This is a genomic window from Paenibacillus sp. FSL R7-0297 (assembly GCF_038009025.1).
In the GTDB taxonomy this organism is placed as follows: domain Bacteria; phylum Bacillota; class Bacilli; order Paenibacillales; family Paenibacillaceae; genus Paenibacillus_AQ.
Genome location: NZ_JBBPAQ010000001.1, coordinates 4,104,235 through 4,122,908, shown reverse-complemented (window position 1 = coordinate 4,122,908; position 18,674 = coordinate 4,104,235). Strand labels below are relative to the sequence as shown.

Annotated in this window: 24 protein-coding genes; 5 read left to right on the top strand and 19 right to left on the bottom strand. The window is 46.0% G+C overall.

Features of this window, described 5'->3' with window-relative positions:
- Nucleotides 1-18: 18 nt before the first annotated feature.
- Complete coding sequence (locus tag MKZ24_RS18080) at nt 19-423, bottom strand: hypothetical protein (protein ID WP_052416525.1); 405 nt, start codon at nt 421-423, stop codon at nt 19-21.
- Nucleotides 424-981: 558 nt separating this feature from the next.
- On the opposite strand from MKZ24_RS18080, the gene MKZ24_RS18075 reads away from it, so the two are divergent.
- Nucleotides 982-1,200, top strand: a complete 219-nt coding sequence (locus tag MKZ24_RS18075) for a helix-turn-helix domain-containing protein (RefSeq protein ID WP_042237280.1) — start codon at nt 982-984, stop codon at nt 1,198-1,200.
- A 290-nt stretch (nt 1,201-1,490) separates the two neighbouring features.
- Here MKZ24_RS18075 and MKZ24_RS18070 read toward each other — a convergent pair whose 3' ends face one another.
- From MKZ24_RS18070 to MKZ24_RS18045, 6 genes are all read right to left on the bottom strand, one after another.
- The gene (locus MKZ24_RS18070; protein WP_340785130.1) at nt 1,491-2,342 is read right to left on the bottom strand and encodes a MurR/RpiR family transcriptional regulator; all 852 of its coding nucleotides are present in this window, start codon (nt 2,340-2,342) and stop codon (nt 1,491-1,493) included.
- A 61-nt stretch (nt 2,343-2,403) separates the two neighbouring features.
- Complete coding sequence (locus MKZ24_RS18065; RefSeq protein ID WP_340785128.1) at nt 2,404-3,465, bottom strand: DUF871 domain-containing protein; 1,062 nt, start codon at nt 3,463-3,465, stop codon at nt 2,404-2,406.
- Nucleotides 3,466-3,484: 19 nt separating this feature from the next.
- Nucleotides 3,485-4,903: a PTS transporter subunit EIIC gene (locus tag MKZ24_RS18060; RefSeq protein ID WP_340785125.1), complete on the bottom strand. Its 1,419-nt coding sequence runs from the start codon at nt 4,901-4,903 to the stop codon at nt 3,485-3,487.
- A gap of 26 nt (nt 4,904-4,929) precedes the next feature.
- On the bottom strand, nt 4,930-5,817 hold the full coding sequence (murQ, locus tag MKZ24_RS18055) for an N-acetylmuramic acid 6-phosphate etherase (protein WP_042237287.1): 888 nt from the start codon (nt 5,815-5,817) through the stop codon (nt 4,930-4,932).
- 314 nt (nt 5,818-6,131) lie between these two features.
- Complete coding sequence (locus MKZ24_RS18050; protein ID WP_042237289.1) at nt 6,132-7,289, bottom strand: copper amine oxidase N-terminal domain-containing protein; 1,158 nt, start codon at nt 7,287-7,289, stop codon at nt 6,132-6,134.
- Nucleotides 7,290-7,411: 122 nt separating this feature from the next.
- Nucleotides 7,412-8,521 carry a Gfo/Idh/MocA family protein gene (locus tag MKZ24_RS18045; RefSeq protein ID WP_052416530.1) on the bottom strand — a complete coding sequence of 370 codons (1,110 nt, stop codon included), beginning with the start codon at nt 8,519-8,521 and terminating at the stop codon, nt 7,412-7,414.
- A 128-nt stretch (nt 8,522-8,649) separates the two neighbouring features.
- Between MKZ24_RS18045 and MKZ24_RS18040 the strand changes: the two genes are divergently transcribed.
- Nucleotides 8,650-8,997, top strand: coding sequence for a winged helix-turn-helix transcriptional regulator (locus MKZ24_RS18040; RefSeq protein WP_042237291.1), 348 nt, complete (start codon nt 8,650-8,652; stop codon nt 8,995-8,997).
- An 87-nt stretch (nt 8,998-9,084) separates the two neighbouring features.
- On the opposite strand, the gene MKZ24_RS18035 is transcribed toward MKZ24_RS18040, so the two are convergent.
- Together MKZ24_RS18035 and MKZ24_RS18030 are read right to left on the bottom strand one after the other, a co-directional pair.
- Entirely contained in the window at nt 9,085-9,444 is a 360-nt protein-coding gene (locus MKZ24_RS18035; RefSeq protein WP_042237293.1) for a hypothetical protein, read from the bottom strand.
- A 322-nt stretch (nt 9,445-9,766) separates the two neighbouring features.
- Nucleotides 9,767-10,780, bottom strand: coding sequence for a phosphotransferase enzyme family protein (locus MKZ24_RS18030; protein WP_042237294.1), 1,014 nt, complete (start codon nt 10,778-10,780; stop codon nt 9,767-9,769).
- Nucleotides 10,781-10,999: 219 nt separating this feature from the next.
- Between MKZ24_RS18030 and MKZ24_RS18025 the strand changes: the two genes are divergently transcribed.
- Nucleotides 11,000-11,512, top strand: coding sequence for a GNAT family N-acetyltransferase (locus MKZ24_RS18025; protein WP_052416532.1), 513 nt, complete (start codon nt 11,000-11,002; stop codon nt 11,510-11,512).
- A gap of 117 nt (nt 11,513-11,629) precedes the next feature.
- On the opposite strand, the gene MKZ24_RS18020 is transcribed toward MKZ24_RS18025, so the two are convergent.
- A complete protein-coding gene (locus MKZ24_RS18020) occupies nt 11,630-12,070 on the bottom strand; it encodes an SHOCT domain-containing protein (protein ID WP_052416535.1) in 441 nt (146 codons plus the stop codon).
- Nucleotides 12,071-12,176: 106 nt separating this feature from the next.
- Nucleotides 12,177-12,551 carry a MerR family transcriptional regulator gene (locus MKZ24_RS18015; RefSeq protein ID WP_042237296.1) on the bottom strand — a complete coding sequence of 125 codons (375 nt, stop codon included), beginning with the start codon at nt 12,549-12,551 and terminating at the stop codon, nt 12,177-12,179.
- A 78-nt stretch (nt 12,552-12,629) separates the two neighbouring features.
- Here MKZ24_RS18015 and MKZ24_RS18010 point away from each other — a divergent pair, with 78 nt between their 5' ends.
- A complete protein-coding gene (locus MKZ24_RS18010; RefSeq protein WP_042237298.1) occupies nt 12,630-12,911 on the top strand; it encodes a hypothetical protein in 282 nt (93 codons plus the stop codon).
- Between the two features lie 63 nt (nt 12,912-12,974).
- Here MKZ24_RS18010 and MKZ24_RS18005 read toward each other — a convergent pair whose 3' ends face one another.
- The 7 genes from MKZ24_RS18005 to MKZ24_RS17975 form a co-directional block, all read right to left on the bottom strand.
- On the bottom strand, nt 12,975-13,760 hold the full coding sequence (locus MKZ24_RS18005; RefSeq protein ID WP_231637679.1) for a hypothetical protein: 786 nt from the start codon (nt 13,758-13,760) through the stop codon (nt 12,975-12,977).
- A 326-nt stretch (nt 13,761-14,086) separates the two neighbouring features.
- Nucleotides 14,087-14,728 (bottom strand): HAD family hydrolase, encoded by a 642-nt coding sequence (locus tag MKZ24_RS18000; RefSeq protein ID WP_042237301.1) that lies wholly within the window; start codon nt 14,726-14,728, stop codon nt 14,087-14,089.
- Nucleotides 14,729-14,738: 10 nt separating this feature from the next.
- A complete protein-coding gene (locus tag MKZ24_RS17995; RefSeq protein ID WP_042237302.1) occupies nt 14,739-15,362 on the bottom strand; it encodes a class I SAM-dependent methyltransferase in 624 nt (207 codons plus the stop codon).
- A 21-nt stretch (nt 15,363-15,383) separates the two neighbouring features.
- Nucleotides 15,384-16,016: a pyridoxamine 5'-phosphate oxidase family protein gene (locus MKZ24_RS17990; RefSeq protein ID WP_042237303.1), complete on the bottom strand. Its 633-nt coding sequence runs from the start codon at nt 16,014-16,016 to the stop codon at nt 15,384-15,386.
- A gap of 65 nt (nt 16,017-16,081) precedes the next feature.
- Nucleotides 16,082-16,474, bottom strand: a complete 393-nt coding sequence (locus MKZ24_RS17985) for a VOC family protein (RefSeq protein WP_042237306.1) — start codon at nt 16,472-16,474, stop codon at nt 16,082-16,084.
- Complete coding sequence (locus MKZ24_RS17980) at nt 16,471-16,920, bottom strand: hypothetical protein (RefSeq protein WP_042237308.1); 450 nt, start codon at nt 16,918-16,920, stop codon at nt 16,471-16,473. The genes MKZ24_RS17985 and MKZ24_RS17980 overlap by 4 nt, the downstream gene beginning before the upstream one ends.
- Before the next feature lie 46 nt (nt 16,921-16,966).
- Nucleotides 16,967-17,431, bottom strand: a complete 465-nt coding sequence (locus MKZ24_RS17975; protein ID WP_042237311.1) for a hypothetical protein — start codon at nt 17,429-17,431, stop codon at nt 16,967-16,969.
- A gap of 202 nt (nt 17,432-17,633) precedes the next feature.
- Here MKZ24_RS17975 and MKZ24_RS17970 point away from each other — a divergent pair, with 202 nt between their 5' ends.
- Nucleotides 17,634-18,005, top strand: coding sequence for an iron chaperone (locus MKZ24_RS17970; RefSeq protein WP_340785113.1), 372 nt, complete (start codon nt 17,634-17,636; stop codon nt 18,003-18,005).
- Nucleotides 18,006-18,083: 78 nt separating this feature from the next.
- Here MKZ24_RS17970 and MKZ24_RS17965 read toward each other — a convergent pair whose 3' ends face one another.
- Nucleotides 18,084-18,581: a YcxB family protein gene (locus MKZ24_RS17965; protein ID WP_042237314.1), complete on the bottom strand. Its 498-nt coding sequence runs from the start codon at nt 18,579-18,581 to the stop codon at nt 18,084-18,086.
- Between the last annotated feature and the right edge of the window lie 93 nt (nt 18,582-18,674).

Sequence of the window (18,674 nt, the reverse complement as noted above, 5' to 3'; positions counted from 1 at the left end):
GGAACTGCGGGCAGGATTTCACAACTGTTTATTGCGGTTCACATAAACTTCTATTTTCGTTTCGATCCATGCTTCAAGGTCTCCGATGACAAGGCCCAGCTCCTCTTTGGCGGCCTCCCCCAAGATGACAATCGCCTTCTCTTTTGCCAGAAGGAAAGATTTCTCCATCGCGGCAGCATCAAAAGCACCTTGCTGCTTCAGCGTCTCAACGAACGTTTGATTCACAGCAATTACAGCGGATTCAACGGCATCCGCCGCCCGCTCCAGCAGACCGTTTACAGCCTCGCTCCCGATTTTTTGCTCCAGCCGGACCATTTCACGCTTGATATAAGCAATTATTGCTTTTGCCATCAGGCCAAACAGCGGAACAATCAGCACAGTAAGCATGGAATTGATAATCTCCGGTGTAAAATAATCCTTCATCGCCAGCGCCTCCAAAAATGTAATTTCGACAAACAAGCCTCCCTTTTTCTCAAAATACATGGTATTGGAGAGATTATTTTTACAACTTTAGACAGAAAAATAGTAATCATGTAAATTTATGTTTTTGTCAGTTGTGGAATCTATGGAATATTTTACTTGTTATATAAGAGGATCAGCGAATGGTGAAAACCGGCCTGGGGGAACAGGTTCTGCTGAACCCGTCTATAAAGTGTATAACTGAACATGGGGAGGTAAATTCATGATTACCTGTGATGACGAGCTAGTTGAAACCTGCAGAAAATTGTTAAAACGCTCAGCATGGAGAATCCAATATAAGACTCGCATTCAACTGATACGGGAAAGTAATCCGCTCTATGAGAATCAGCTTTATGACAACAGCTTTGAGAGTCTGGTAATTTCAGAGTTATTCGTCGACGAGCTGTTGGAAATGATCCCCTGGGAAAAATGCAGGTACATTATCAAAAAAACGGTAATAGACGGGATGGCAGAGCAAGAGGTTGCAGGCGAATTACATATGACTCAACAGGGGGTTAGCAAATGGAAGCGCAAGGGACTGGAAATTTTGAAGGAAAATCTCATCCATTCGTCGAGACAGTAAAAAAAGCGAAGAGCGGAGATAAAGCATCCATGGAGGATATTCTTAGCCTGTTCTCGGTAGACATCGAATATTTATCCAAATTCATCATGCTGCCACGGGAAGAAGCCATCCAAACCTTGAAAATCGAACTTATAAATATTGTTTATCAGGATTTGTAAATCTAGAAAGAACAATGCTCAAATCCTACATAATTTCTGTCTTATCCAATCCATGTGACCGTTTCAGCAGGAAAGATAACGATAATGGATTGCGCGAAACCTATTGATTCTTATCTGCTCAGAGTAAAGAGGGCATCCATACGGAGTTTACCGATTGGATGCCCTCTTTTATATGCAATGTTTAAACAGAAACAGCCGGAACTGTATATTATACCAGAGAAAATCCAACTATTTCCGGCCGCCGGTGCAGCTAATCCGATTCGCAGGAGTTTCTATAGAGAGGTTCAACATTAATCATACAAAACTTCAATCATCTGCCTTGTCTTCGCCAGCTGTTCCACAGTTAAATCATGCTGGGCAGAGGCATATACGCTAAAGACAATATCGAGTACAAATAATTGGGCAAATCTCGAGCTTGTTGCTGCACTGCGAAGCTTGGCTTCCGGTGCACGTGATGTAAATAGAGAAACATCCGCGAGCTGGGCAAGCTTGTTATTTCCGGGACGGGTAAGGCTAATCGTTTTGATCCCCTGCTCCTTGGCCCGTTTTGTTAATTGAATGACCTCTCTCGTCTCACCGCTATACGAAATTCCCCAGAAGACGGCGTTTTCTGATTTCGTAGCCATGGCTGCGGCCAATAAATGACGGTCTGAAATAGCATATACATTTTTGCCGAGCCGAAGCCATTTCTGTGCTGCATCCTCTGCAATGATAAAAGAGGCGCCTATCCCATAAACATAAATAACCTCTGCCTGCTGTAACAGGCTCACGGCCTGCCCGATCGATTGCGCATCCAGTTGACTGGCCGTGTTCTGAAAGGTCAATATGGTATTGGACAACATTTTATCAATGATAGAATGCACTGTTTCATTGGATTCAACATCAAAGTAGCCCACATAATTCGTGTTCTCTACTTCAGCGGATAAACGGATCTTCAGAGCGGGGAAGCCCTCGATGCCCAGTGACCGGCAAAAACGGACAACCGCCGCACTGCTTGCCTCCGCTTTGAATGCTAGCTCATGTATGGTCATATGCATCACTTCTTTAGCATTGGCAAGAATGAACTCCGCTACTTTTTTTTCTGATTCCGGAAGTTCATTCAATACCAGTTCAATTTGGGAAATCATACTTCCTGCTGCCAAGTTCTAAGCTCCTCTCCTCAGTCTATTCTCCTTATTGTAACAAAATAGAGGGGAGTAATCATTAAGTAGCAGCTGTGAAGCTAAAGCGCCTTCCGCCTTGTCTGACGTAGTCCAAAAGAGGAAGGTCCTCTTCTATCACATGACCAATCACATTAACAGCTTCATGTGCTGGCAGATCTCTTAATGTGATCTGCAGCTCATGTTCATAGCGGCCGTACAAATAATTATCGACGGTAACCGTTCCTCTAGGCCGCTTGTACGTATGCATAGGCGCAATACTTCGGGTCATTACAAAACGTTCCTGATCTGTCCGGGCAGTTTCTGAGCGAACTACATCACGGGCAGCGTCCAGGCGGTTCAGGTGGACCTTATCCCATAGGGCATAAGGCAATTCTTGGATTACCCGCAAAGAAATAATCCCTTCTTCATACTGCTGAAATTGAACCTGAGACCCTTCTGATAGGGTTAAATCGCCAACGAAAATTTTGTCCACCGCACAATCTTTCTCTAATTCCAGATAAGCTAGAAAAGAAGATTGATTCCTGTGCTTCTCTAAGGTAGGCAAGCTTTGAAATAACGGTTTTCTCTTCAGCCCGTCTCCCGGAATAAAGGCCATCGTCGTAATACCTTCCGCTTGCAGCCATCTGTTCTTCGCTATAAATGCTTCTTTATCCAGACCTGTCTCCGGGCGGGGATAATAATTATGCCAGGCTTCAATATTGTCTAGACAAATGTGATGCTCTTGTAAGGCAGCCAGGAATTCCGGGGTTAAGGTACTGGCATTTAAGGCGATTTTCATTTTGTGTGAGTAGGCTGCAATTTCAACGGCGCTAAAACCAAAATCCATCCGCAAACCTGTAACACCAGCTTCCATTAGAAAGGGAAATGAAAATTTCTCCAATGCTTTTCCGGAAATATCCGCCATCAGGTCCATTCCTAACCGCCGGGCAGCGTTTGCGATCTCCAGCAATTTCTCCTTCAATTGTCCGATATCATCTTCCGGCATATGAAGAGAGGTGAATATCTCCGTACAGCCTGCAGCCTTCATTTCTTCCATATACCTAACGTTGTCTTCTAACGAGCGGTCCGCCACAAAAATCGAAATTCCGAGCAATGGAATCACCTCAATATTTCAGGGTCGCTTAATCCTGTTCTGCCATAGCCTCTTTGGGTGTACCGAAGAGATAAGTGGCGATGAATCCGCCAGCGTAAGCTGCAATTAAGCCTAATACGTATTTCAGCCATAATCCACCCGCAATCAAGGGAATTAACGCAACTCCGGAAGGACCAATGGCAATCGCTCCAACGTTGCCGAATAAACCAATGACCGCACCACCAATCCCACCGCCAATACAAGCTGTAATGAACGGCCGGCCCAGCGGTAAGGTAACCCCGTAAATTAAGGGCTCGCCGATTCCTAGAATACCTACCGGAAGCGCACCTTTAATCATGTTCGTTAATGATTTATTCTTCTTGCAGCGAATCCATAAGGCAATTGAAGCCCCGACCTGACCCGCACCAGCCATAGCCAGCATCGGAAGCAACAGTGTCATCCCTGAATCATTGATCATCTCAATGTGAATCGGCGTCAATACCTGATGCAGTCCTAACATAACAAGCGGAAGGAACGCTGCTCCTAGAACAAATCCCGAGAATGCACCGCCAACTTCTAACGTCCAGTTAATCGCTCCGATTAAATTACTGGAAATAAATCCGGCGAATGGCATAATGAAAAATATAGTAATCAGCCCCACGACCAGCAAGGCGATTGTTGGTGTAACGATAATATCAACCGCATCAGGAATCACTTTTCGCAAATATTTCTCGACGATTGATAAAATCCATACGGCGATGAGGACGCCGATAACTCCTCCTTGTCCTGCCGTTAAAGGCGCACCCGTAAATATATTAAAGATGGGCAGGTCCGCTGTAACCCCTGTTAAGAGCGTTACCCCGCCGATCACTCCCCCGAGAGCAGGAGTAGCTCCAAATTCTTTAGCGGCATTAATACCGACATAAATCACCAGGTAACTGAAAATTGCGTTTTTAATCACATTTAAAATTGTTACATACTGCTGCCAGGTTGCAGTGTCTAAGTTGCCTGCTGTAATATTGTTAGCTAGAATCGAGCCAATTCCTGCAATTAATCCGGCTCCAACGAACGCAGGGATAAGCGGTATGAAAATATTTCCGATCTTCCGTAAAAAGTTTTTGAACGGAGTATCATTCTTCTTTTTAAGCTGCGCTTTCATATGTGCGCCTTTAGCCTGTAATTGTTCAGCCGAAGTTGAAGGATCGCCCTCAGGCCCGCTGTTTTCCAACACTTTACCGAATTCTTCAGCTACCTTGGTCACAACTCCTGGCCCGAGAATGACTTGATACGTTTCATCATCCACCACACCCAGAACCCCGTCGATTTGCTTCAAATCCGCTTCGGCGATCCGGCTGCGGTCCACAACCGTTACTCGAAGACGGGTCATGCAATGGGTATAAGAGGATACATTCGCACGGCCACCGATAGCCCCTAGTATTTTGACCGCTAAATCATGATATTTACTCATGCTTGTGCCCCTTTCTTCTTACCTTATTATTGAATCGCCTGACGGACGAAGCCTTGTGATTCTTCCAGCCGTTGCACAGCTTCTTCTTTAGTTAGCCCCGCAAGAATCATCACAATGGCAATTTTCGGTTTATGATCTGCCTGCTGCAGAACACTCTCCGCCGTTTCAGCGTCGCAATCTGTCGCATCCATAACAATCCGTTTGGCACGTTCTACAAGCTTTTCATTGGTTAACTGTACATCCACCATTAAATTTCCATACACTTTTCCCGTACCGATCATCGAAGCTGTTGACAGCATGTTGCAGATTAACTTTTGCGAACTGCCGGCTTTCAAACGTGTTGACCCGGTTAACACTTCCGGCCCATTTACGACTTCAATTGCAATCCCGGCAATTTTACCAATTGCTGAATCCTTGTTGCAGCTCACAGCTACAGTGGGTGTTCCTATAGAATTGGCATATTCTAATCCGCCGATAACATAGGGTGTGCGTCCGCTGGCAGCAATTCCAACGACTACATCTTTGGCGGACAGCTTGATATCCTGTAGATCCTGCACCCCTAATTGTTCGTTATCCTCTGCACCTTCGACCGCCTTGATGAACGCCCTCTCTCCTCCGGCAATTAACCCGATGACCTCCTCTGGTGTTGTTCCAAAGGTTGGCGGACATTCAACAGCATCCAGTAAGCCGATACGCCCGCTTGTTCCAGCCCCCATGTAAATTAAGCGTCCGCCTTGTTTGATCGCCATTGTAATCACCTCTACTGCTTTGGCAATTTGCGGAATTTCCTGTTTAACCGCCTTTGCGACCTTGTGATCTTCTTCATTCATCACTTCCAGAAGTTCAAGAGGAGTTAATTCATCCAGGTTCATTGTTTTCTTATTGCGGGTCTCTGTTGTCAAATGCTCTAACATGATTTCCTCATCATCCTTTTCTGTTTATGAAATCGCTCTCTAAGTGAAGAATAACATCACTGAAATAATATTTCAATATAAATTTTATTTAGTTAAAATTAAATATCACCGGGAGGTTAAAGGGTAAGATTAACGTGTGCACTTGAGCGGACGCTGCGCGAACGGACTGTTTAAGCGGAAAGCGAATCTTCAATCTTTTAAAAGCACAAAAAAAGAAACCGCTCCTGTGTAAAATGGAAGTACAACCTAACCATTTCAAATCAAAGGAGAAGTTTCTTACTTTTGTACATTCAACAAACCATGGACCAACCCAATTACAACCCACCCAACCGGTACATAAAAGTCTTACTTTCCTTCTTACTGCCTGTAAACTTGAACCGCAATTCTGATTTATCATCATTACTCCCTGCGAACTCAATCCCATCGTATTTAAATCCCGTCATATCCAACGGATCAATTCCGAATTCCTTGTAGAGGAGGATTGCCCGGTTAGCTCCGGTATCAATTAACGTCAGGAAGCCTTCTTGTGAGGAGCGGGCAACCAGATAATTCTCACCTATGGCTTCAATGGCGTAGGTTTGATCCGGCGTACCTGCCAGCTTCGATACGTTCCAGGCTTGCAGGACGGAAGCATCCGGCGCAATCAGCCGGACCGTGTGGCCATCGTTCATAACGGCGTTACCGCCATATGACTTCAGCTCCAGAGGGGAGAACTGCCAGTAATGGGCAGTGGATTGGCGCAGGATGGCCCCATTTTTGACAAAAAGGTTGAATACCGTAAGGTTGACCGAAGGTTCACCGCTCGAATTCTGAATCGTCACCAAATCCGCATCTTTTGAAATCTTCACCGATGTCAGCCGTGTACCCGCAATATAATAAGGTTCAAGCTTGGCTGCAGAGGCGCCCATAGAGTGAACCACTCCTGCTGCATCCCGCTTATATAAAGTGCCGTTCACCCCGTTTAAGAAATACGCGTCTTTACTGGTCTGGCCGTCACCGACAAATTCAGGATAACTGATGAGCGCCTCCCGGCTGTCCTCATTCCATTTCAGCGAGCCGCCAATGGCATCATTCACGAACCGCAGTGGGATGTAGAGCTGCTTATTCACCTGCTGGAAGGCTGCGGAATAAGTGATTTGCTTCCCGTTCACCATTGCAATGCGGCTCCCGATCTTCATGCTGCCCTTCGTGAATAGATTCCCGATGGTGATCAATTTCGAATGTTCATCGTAACTGACCGTTGCCCCCCTGACATATAGCATGTCCAGCGAGAGCATCACCGTTCCATTCATTAGGGTGGCTCCTCCTGCTGAAGAGGTGATCTGCGAGTTGTTCAAATAGATACGGATAGCCGGTAAGTTCGCGGTCTGTGCTGTACTAGTAGCTGCTGCTTCCATAGCGGGGGGATGAACAACGCCCGTTACAAGAACACTAAGACCAATGATCTGCAGAATTTTCTTAAAAGTAATCATAAAGAGCCCCTTCTTTCTCAGAAAATACCATATCTCAAATCATAGCACAAACCAGACGGAACACCAGAAATTTAATGGCAGACTGAGAAATGCCAAGAAAGCGGGCAGTAAGTATCAGTAAACTATCTTATTTCTTGACGGACACCCGAGGCGCTTGCCTTACGAATCGAATCCATCAGACGATGCAACCGGACCGCCTGGGTGAAATCAGGCAATTCCACCTCTTCCCCGTCAAGCCGCTGCGCCAATCGGGCGTAGAGATGAGCTACATTGTATCCGGGACCGGGGAGCAGCTGATGTACCTGTGATGCATACACATCCGGCGTTTCCAGCATCTCTGTCTCACCGGAAGGACGGGCGAGCTGCAGCGTCAGCCGGTCCATCTGAAACATCAGCTGATCCCGCGGAGTGATGACCAGTTCACCATCGGTTCCGATGATCCTCAGCGTAAATCCGGGGGCACCACCATTGACGAACTGTGCCGAAACAAGTGCATTCTGTGCCAGTTTCCCGCTAACGAGCACGTGATCCGGTGCATTTGCGGTCACTGATTCACCAGTCTCCAGTACGTGAACTTCAGGGTATTGCGTATCCAGCTTACCAGACACCTCAACGAACGGCGATACCATATATTCAATTGCATCAAGCACATGTGCAGCACCAATCGTCAGCTGGTCTGCCCCGTTAGCTTCATCCAGCAGATAGACATGTGCCTGGTCCACTGTTCCGTTCGAGGTCGGAAATACAGGCAGACTAACCATTATATTCACAGCTAATACACGGCCAATAGCACCTTCAGCGACCAAGTCCCTGATGTAGCGGACAGTTGGATTGCCCCGTGCCTGAAGACCCACTACATGCTTCACTCCCCGTTCTTCCGCAAGTTCAAGTAGCACCTCCGCTTCCGCAGTAGTCCGGGCAAGCGGCCATTCACTGTACACATGTTTACCGGCATCCAGGGCTTCCCGGATCAGCCGGTCATGTTCGGGTACTTTTACAGTTACCACTACTACGTCAATTCCGTCCTGCTTGGCCATCTCCGATGTACTACTATAGGAAGAGCCAATGCCGTGGAGCTCAGCCGCCGCCTGTGCACTCTCTAATCGTGTGCCGACTACGGCCTTCACCTCATATGCCTCAAGCGCTGCGAGCGCAGGAATATGAGCCACTCCACCCCATCCGCCTGCTCCGACGATTCCTGTTCCCCATGAATTTCTTGTCCCCATAGCCATATATTATTACCTCCACATTTAGCGTTGTACTGACACGATTGAATATAACCTTTATAATCAAAACAAAAAAGTACGCACTTTTTCGTAATATAGTTACCAATCGGGTACGTTGAAGGAGATCGATGATTATGACACATAAAAAGTACCACAACCCTACGGAAGCCACCCTGGAGCGGATCGGCGGCAAGTGGAAAACAGCGATTCTCTGCCTGCTGGCCGAGCAAGGAGCAATGCGCAACGGGGAAATCCTGCGCACGCTGTCACCGGTCACCCAAAAAATGCTCACCCAGCAGCTTAAAGAGCTTGAAGCAGACGGGCTTATTCTCCGGACCGTATTCCCTGAAGTGCCTCCAAAAGTGGTATATGAGCTGACGGACAGCGGAAGGTCAATCAGGATGGTTCTTGATCCGCTGTGTGAATGGGGCAAACGGTTTGTTAATACAGTAAACCGGGACACCCGCACGGGAATTGAATAAATCAAAAAAAGCTCCTATCATCTAAAATGAAAGAAGCTCCTTCACCGGCGGATTACGCATCCTCCAGTACAGATCACTTTATGTATGTCAAGCCTTAAATAAAATAACAATTTCGGTAATCAGGATCAGCCCGGCAGCAGACACGCCAAGTGAATTAATGATTGTCAGTGCGTCCGGGTAATTCTCTTTCCGAAACTGTGAACAGAGCGAAACCGTCCATAATACGCTGAAAAAAAGTCCGGCCGACCCGCAGCCCTGCTCGTTCAGAACCTGTCTTCTGCGCTGAAAGAACCGGCCCAGCCCGGCAAAAGTGAACACCATATAAATGATAAGCTCAGCCGATGAAATGGCAAGGACCTCGCCTGCAGAAAAAAGATGCATTAATGCGTACTGAATGCTAAAACCCATAATTACTAGCATGTTAAAGGAAACCTTGTGTAACCTCAAGTCTTCTTCCTCCCTTTGCGTAATAATGTATACAGCATTTAGATAACGCTTACATTATAATTGTAAACGTTTTCCTTTTCTGTGATTAATGACGCTTCCGGCCTATAGGATACTATGCATTATGGGTCTTATCAGCCAAAAATACATACAAAAAAACCGGACTGCATCGGTAGCAGCCCGGTTTCTCTACAGATTCATAAATAGATCATGATTATTTATTCATCACCGCAGTTCGGTTAGAGGTCTTGTATGTCTGCACAAAAGCCTCATATTGCACCGCCCGTTCCACAACTTGGTACCAGGCTTCACCACCGCTGCCTTTTTACCATACATTAACAATAGGTTCGTTATGCTCAAGCCGCTCTCTGCTTTCGCTGATCCAATCCTTGAACCATTGATTATCTGATGAACTGAAGGATTCGTCACCGTCGAAATTCCGGTATGCCCCGATGTAAACAATCAGTTCTCTGAGCTTCAGGAACACAGGGATTTGCTTCAGCCAATACGGCTCCAAGGTGTTCTCCCGGCTGTACCCCTTCATAAAATGATCCATAAACCGGAGAGCCTGTTCCTCACGGTGGTCCCGGCCCTCTTCCCCGCCGTATACATAGACCAGATAATATAGCTGAATGGCGATATCCTCTACAAACCAACTGTACTGCGCCTCATCGAAATCGAATAACGTGATCTTGCCTTGATCACTCACATGGAAATTCCCGAACCCCATATCCCCATGGATAAGTCCGTAAGCCTCTCTATCCTTCGGAAATTTATGGATGGTCTCTGTGATGCTGTAATAAGTCTCTCGTACGTGATGGTGCGAGGGGGGCAGAATATCGATATTTTGCAGATAATAATTGAGATTCCAGTCATGCCGCCGCACAGAGGCATCCGGATTGTCATACCGCTTGGCAAGCACATGCATCTTCCCTGTAATCCGGCCCAGCTCCTCATAGGTGGCGTTATCGTTCAGGCATTCGGGATAGCCGATCCTGTTGCCATGGGCTTTGTCAAAGCAGGCGGCAATAAAACACATCTCCGGCGTTTCTATAACTTCAGTCCAATTACCATCCTCAGAAAGAATCGGACCCGACGCTGAGATTCCGTTCCCGGTTAGATAGATAATCCAGTCCAGCTCTGCTCTAACCTGCTCTGCAGTCCGGTGCATTCCTGGAGTAATTCTTAGAATATACAATTCACCGCTCCGCTGGTATTCGTACACGAAGTTCTGAAACCCGCCTATGTAAGTTAACTCATCAGGGTTGATTTCATAGCGGCTTGCGGCAATACGCATAATATCTTTCTGTTCAAATATGTCCCTAATAGCATTTTCCATTTGTGTATCCCTCCGGTGACTTAGTTCGACTGCAATAGCGACTATAAAACTAGTAAAAAGCATCATCACACTGACGGGTGCCCAAATTCTACTCTCCCGGACACTACGTGTAATGATATTCAAGATGGATGAGTGTCTTATGAATTATCATAGACAATGTGGATGCAAAAAACCATAATGATTGTATATAAATGGTTTTTTATGAACAGGAGAGCAATTATGAAATTATCAGAAGCGTTTAAGACGGAGCGGCTGCACTTCCGCTTGCTGAATGTAGAGGATATTGATGTAGTGTATAGACAATTCTCAGACCCGGAGATGTGCAAACATTTCAGCGAACCGCCCTGTAGCTATGAAGAAGCCATAGAAATCATTGAACATTACGCCAGTCCAGAGGGAAAAGGCCATCACCGTTACGGCATGTTCGATATTGAAACGGATGCATTTATCGGGACCTGCGGCTATCATTACTGGGATCGTGAGCTGAAACAAGTCGAGATCGGCTATGATATCTGGAAAGATTACTGGAGACAGGGATATATGTCGGAAGCCTTACCTGTACTCATTAAGCTCTGCTTCGAGCATCTTAACGTAGATTGTATTTATATCTTGACCCATCCACACAATGCTGCATCAATAGCCAGTGTGCGCAAGTTTGGATTTGAAGTGTGTGAACCCTGCAGAAGCGTTGATGAGGAACCCCAGGTGTGCATGAAGTTGATGCGGGGGTAAGTGGGCTTATTAATGAGGAGCAGAAAACGGCTACTTCATCTAATTCTTTATACTGGACTCATAAAAAAACAAGGTACCTTTGTTTAGACAAAGATACCTTGTTAACTAAAGGTGGATTTATAGCCCCAGAATCTGTTTTTTCTTGGCTTCGAATTCTTCCGTAGTAATAATACCTGAATCCCTAAGCTCAGCGAGCTGTCTCAGATCATCGATCGATCCGGCCGGAGCAGGAGGAGCTTGGCGATTGCTTCTTCCGGATTTATAGCTTGCAATATATTCACGAATTTTTTCGGCGGTTTTCATTTTACCAGGCTGAATCAGCACAACGTTCGCGCTTGCCCCTTTAAGATTATCCTTTTTGGATGTTTGCAGGCCCGGTGTAATGACTTGTAAATAAGGTACTTTTAGAAAAGGTTTAACTATACTGATTGTTACTACCGAATCCAGAGGAATTGTTTGAGTTTGTCCTCCTAATTTCTGTACATTACTTGGCTTAATTACTAGGTAATCCTCATAGAGTTCGAGAGATGATGAACCCCCGCTGATCTGATGTATCATATTATCCACCTCATATTCAAGATGGGTCTATCTTAGCATATTTTTCTATATTATTGCTATATTTATCATTTACTCCAAATTTAAAATAAGCTAAACAACTTATTAATTATCGAAGATAAATCCGCCCCAGCACCGCCTCCACCTCAGCCAGATTCTCCAGAACCCCTTCCCGCTGCCTGCCCAGCTCCGCAATACTGATGTCGATGGCATGCACACGTTCCTGCAGTATGTCACGGGCGAAGCGGAGCACCCCCGCTGTCCCGCAGCCGGATTGCGCCTTATGTCGGAACAGACATTGAATCTCCTTCACCGCAAAGCCCCACTGCTTCAGCTGTGCGATGGCCTGGAAATCCCGGACTTCCTTCTCTCCAAAAGAATAACGGTTCCCCTTAAGCTCCGGTCCCAGCAAAGACAGCTCCATGTAGTAGCGCACGGTATCCGCCGTTGTCCCCATCTCTCTGACAAACGCTCCAATTTGCATCGTCCTCCGCCCCCCTTGCCATGGGGTTAACCCCATGTGATTAACTCGTATTATATCCCACTGCAAGGAGGAACAAGAATGATCTATCTCCTAATTGTATTGTACGCACTACTCATGGGTGCCGCCGCCATCATCAAACGCCGGAACCTTCAACTATCACTGACAGCAGCTAACCTTCTTGGTTCATTAGCGCTGCTCTGCACACCGTATCATCCGCTTTTTCTACCGTTTGGACTGATCCTGTTATTTTGCTGCGCACTTCGCAACGGATATGTGCTTCAGGGGCACATCCATCTGCTTCATGTGCTGGTCCGCTGTTTACTCTCGCTATACTTATATTTCAGTTACACCCTTTTTTAAAGCAACAAGCGCCGGTACCTGCGGATACTCCCGCTTCCCGGCGCTTGCTATGCTACACTCCTCTTACTCTTCCCGCTCTTTTCGCTTCCGTATTTGCTGTGACCAGAAATCCGGCTGCGCATAGCCGATGTACGAATCATCCAGTTCATCACCCTGCGGGGTGGCTAATTGAATGAGCATTACCTTTTTGAGGTCAGTGGGATGCAGATTCCCTGTTTTGATAGTCGCGACTTGAACGCCAGCATGTTTAGGGATACCTGTGACAACTACCTGATTACCTTTGGTATACACAGCTGTAATCTCCGTTTGAAAAGCAATGATATACAGATCCAGATCCGTTTTGTTCTGAAACAGCGGGAATTGAATGCCTACATTCTGCTGGAAATCGTATTGGCTGGATAAACCGATATCGTAGGTTGTAAATAACCGGTGGAGTGCGTATTGTATCCGCGTTGGCATGTAACTCCATCTTCCTCCACTATAGGTGCTATGCCAATGTTTTTCATACACAGGTCTCTGATAGAGAGGGTCATTCTTTATAATAAAGAAAGGAATTCTCTTGCCTTTTTTAATTACTCCGGAAATGGATATTATATCTTTAGGCAGATGTGCAGCAGCCTCTGTTTCCTCTGGCGAATTCATAATGGTAACGGGTTCGGGCGGCTCAAGCTCCTTCAGGCGAAATTTCAGCTGTTCCAGTTGTTTAGCGGTCTCTTCGGGATTACCAACCCCAGAATTTGGTATATCTTGAGCATTAGTAGTTATTGGGGATGTAGTACACGCGAGCGACAGGGATAAGATTATTGCTGAGCCTTTGCTTAATAATGGCATATGGACCACCTCATCCATAGCTTGTTCCCCACTCCATGAATTTATGTAGCTGAGCATAAGGTAACCTATTGAAATCTTGCACATAATACAATATTATCCAGATTTAATTAACCCAGATTCCATATTCAATTTTGTTTAAAGTTCTTACTAAGCTAAGAGGTCTCCATTCTGCCGATAATCCCTTACTTCCTCCGGAGCATTCAGACTTGGAACAAGAAGTTCAACAGATTGTACTAGATCTATTAACGGCTCTGACAGATAAGAAGGTTCCATATAGACTTCATTGTGCTCAATTTCAAGAGAGGATTCTGCCCAGCCTATACTATTCAGCATGTATGTGAATTTCATTCTTCATCTCCTGTAGCGATATCAAACAACGCCAATAACCCATCCAGACGATCAATCACAAGATCATACCTGCTCACTTCGCCAAATCCGTAACTTGCGTACACAAAAGGAATCCCGGCAATCCCCGCCGCCTTCATATCTCCCTCCGTATCGCCCACATAGACAGGACTGCTTAAGTGATTTCGCTCCATAACCAGCCTGATATTCTCGCCCTTGGATAGTCCGGTTCTGCCCGGATTCTCGTAATCTGTGAAATACTTCTGCAGCTGATGGTATTCATAAAAAGCCTCAATATAACCCGCCTGGCAGTTGCTCACGATGAACAGCATATATTTTGCAGATAATGCCTGAAGCACTTCTTCCAGCCCTTCATACAACCTTCCGCCTTGCTTGGCCAGACAAAGACACTCTACTTCACAGCATTCTCTGAGAATTCTTTGCCGGGTGTCCTCATCTATATTCGGGAACAGCTTCCGGCCAGCCTCATCTACCTGCAGACCCATGATTCCCTGTAAATCTTCCTTGGTTACTGCGCTTACGACACCTTGGTAATTGCTGAGCACACTATTCCATCCCACCACTACTGCATCCGAAGAATCCCATAACGTGCCATCCAGATCAAAAATAATGCTGTCCATTCCACTTCTCCTAACGTTCAGTTCGTAGTTGCTGCTGCGGCCGGGCCCATATCAGATGAATCATATTCAGCGAGTAGCTCTCTACCTTACTGATCTGCATCCCGGACTCCCGGACCAGTCCAATAATATCCCGGGTGTGATGGCATCCATAGACACGGTACAGCAGCGGATTCAGTGTCCGTTGCAGCGTTGACACCATGAAGTTAGAACTGATCCCATGCTCCAACAGCAGGATAGTCCCGTCCGGCTTACACCAGCGGTTAATCTTCTTCAGCATCTCCAGGGGATTCTGATAGCTGCAACAAGATAACGTAGAAACAATAGTATCGAAGGTTTGCCCGGGGAAGCTCATTTCTTCCATATCTGCACATACAAAACTGGCGTTCACGTGGTAATGTCCTGCTGCCTGCCGCGCCTTCTCAAGCATTGCGCTGCTGAAATCCGCTGCAGTAATCCTGACCTCCCTGGGATAGTAAGGGAAGTTAGCCCCCGCCCCCACTGCCAGCTCAAGCACATCCCCCTTGGCATGACTTATAAGATTCCGGCGCCAGCGTTGCTGTTTGGGATCTTCTCTTTTGCGGGCATAGTCTGTGGCCTGTTTATCAAAAATACGGATCAGCTTCTGCTTATCCATCTGCACCGGTCACTCCATTCATTAATAAAGTCGTTTCTCGTAGCTCTCCTGTATGCCTTGCCGGACTACTTCCACAGTAAACTCGGCAGAATTCACATGATCCGCTATAATCGCCGGAGCAGACGGAAGCGAGGCCTCTGCGGGCCAGGAGCCGCTGTCCCATAGCTGTGATCTTTTAAAAGCCTTGGCACAATGCATATAGCATTCCTCCACCTTCACTCCAATTCCCAAGGCAGGCCGTTTATCCCGGGCCTTCATCCTATCCAGAATATGCTCGTCTCTGATCACGAAAGCTTGACCGTTAATCCGCAGGGTCTCTTCAAGTCCCGGGATGATAAAGATTAGGCCAACATTGGGGTTAGCGAGGATATTTCGCAATGAATCAAATCTGCGGTTGCCCGGCCGCTCCGGTATCACCAAATGACCGTCATCCAGCACTACTACCGATCCAGGTGCATCCCCGCGTGGAGATACATCGCAAGAGCCGTGTTCATCTGCAGTAGACAGGAATAACAGCGGTGACATAGCGATAAAATTGCGGCAATTATGATCCAGATGATGGATCGATTTGCGCTTCACCACTTCACTGGGATAACCCAGGAGTTCTCTAAGCTCAGCTTCTGAAGTCAGAATTTCTGTAAAAGGATTATTCATCTAGCGTCCTCGATTCTGGTTTGGCTTCTAAGATATATTTTACAATCATATACCCGAAACGTTCCTCAGCGCCAGATCTCCATCCGTTCATCGAGGGTTGAAGTATGCAGCTCTAACTGGATTCCATCCGGGTCCAAGAAATTAACGGACCAGCCTACTCCACGCTGTATCGGGCCTCTTACAATTGATACATTGTTGTGATGCAGGATGCCCATAGCTTCCTTGAAATCGTTCTCTGCGATATAAAAAGCCACATGGTCCATACCGGCGAATCCGTCAGTGTGTTCCTCAGCATCCGCCCGTTCAACCAGGCAGACCCAGGCACTTCCCCACTCCAGATAAGCATCCGACCTGCCACGGTGTCTTAGGGTCATACCTAGAATGCCATGGTAGAATTCCAGGGATGTCTGCAGGTTGCGAACATTTAGCGTAATATGGCTAAATCCGGTTACATTCATATCAGTGGCTCCTTTCGGGCTTCGTTTGAAAATAATAAAACATCCTGAAATGGAGAGGTCGTAACCTCCTGAATTTTTCCTTTTTGTCGCATTTCTCCTCTAGTGACCTTCAATAATATTTCTTCAATCTTTAACTTCACTTCATCTATATTTCTTGAATTAAAAACTTCTAATGGGTTAGCCCAATCAGCGAATTGTTGCTCTTCATCATCACTTTTATGTATTAATAATAGCCTGTACTGCCCGTTTGGCTGAAATTCAGGATACCAACCGAGGTCTAATATCTTTTTCCTATTGTAGTTTACAAATTGGAATAAATCCTCATTATATTCCCAGCGGTGTTCATGTTCTTCATCTGTGAAGTCTTCCGGTGATACTTCGGTAAACACATTCCATTTTATTGTCCAACCTATAGGAATTCTTAGAGGAACTAATTGCAGGTTCATCTGAATGATCCTTTCTATTTATATTCGATTAGTTGTGATGCCCTAATTACAGCCATCGCGTAAACCGTTTATGCAACACTTTAATCTGATGTTGTTCTGCCCAATCCTTCAGATCCTTTATCCCCTGATCTTCCTTGTCAGCGAAACAGAAACAGTACTTGTACGGCACCAGCAAATTAGCCTTGGGCTTAACCGCGATTACAGGCTTAAAGTATCCTTTGATAAAAATCTTCTTAACCTTGCCCGCTTCTATCTCAGTATTCTTGATCTGAAGGACTTCAGGTTTAATCTCAATGACGAACGCTCTGCTAAATGTCAACAAGCGATAAATTAATATCCCAATGATGGTTACTGCTACCCCAATGACGAGGAAGGCCATGATTAGTTCTAATCGGGTAGATTTATTGGCTTGCAGCATGAACCATATCCAGCATAACATCAGAATACTCGTACCTATCGTAGCCATAATTTCAGCAGGACGTTTGCCTTGATGTGTGATCATCCTTTCCATTCACTTCCCCCACTTTGTTCATAATAAAGACCTATTGGATTCTTATTATAATACAGGTAAAAGATGGTATGCAGCAGTCTGTGGTAACATTCTTTGACGGATAGGCGAATCCCTTAATTTGCGTATTCATTTTTTTGACTAACCGGGTACGAAACTATAAGATAGATCGCATGAGAGTGATTACAGATCAGGAGGGACAAGCATGGAAGAGTTTGCACAGTATTTAGCGAAGATTGATAATCCGGTACACCGGGCCGCTACGGAAGAGGTACTTGCCTGGGTGATTCAGGAATTCCCCCAATTGACGCCGAAAATTGCCTGGAACCAGCCGATGTTCACCGACCACGGAACCTATATTATCGGCTTCAGTGTATCCAAAGCGCATATGGCCGTTGCTCCCGAGAAGGCGGGCATGGATCATTTTGCCGATGCCATTAAGCAGGCTGGCTTAGATCACACCAAGCTGCTGGTGCGTATGAAATGGACGAGTCCTGTTGACTTCACCCTACTCCGACAAATGATCGAGTACAATATTGCGGATAAGGCGGACTGTACAACTTTTTGGCGGGCATAGAAGGCATGGATGAAACACTGGGATCAGCCAAGAAAAAAGGACGTGCAGGATAGCACGTCCATCGTATGACATATCATTTTACAGGATAACTCCAGTGACAATCTTACGGTGATCTGATACATAAGCTCTGAATTTATTCTCTTGCGCTGCATCCTCGAACGATTGCTTAGCTATGAACCAGTATTCCTGCTGACCATGGAACAGTAAGTAATAGCCTTTATTCTCCCACACCCGGGTGAAGGAGCCCCATTTCATGATGGCCTGATCTTCTTCCGGACTGAAGTTAATCCCTTCTGCATCAAACAGATATTCGAATTCCTTGTTGTACCTTGTATCTGCCGACAGGATCTTTGGTAACAGTAAGGTACGCATAACCATCGACATCGCGATCGTAAGCACAAGGGTTATCGATATCCCGAGGAGTATGATCGATTCGTTCTTAACATATAGAATCATACAAACGGCTACAAACACCGCTTGAATCCCAATGGAGAGTATGGATTTCCACGAATGGAAATATAGTGCCCGCGCAACCTTTTGAATATGTTTTCCGTAATGAAAGCTAATTTTCTCCATCTTGCCACCCTTTATCTGTTCACTTAATAACCTCTAGTAGTATAGCATTCATTACACGAAACCCATAGCGGAGAAACTGCCCGCCATCCTCTT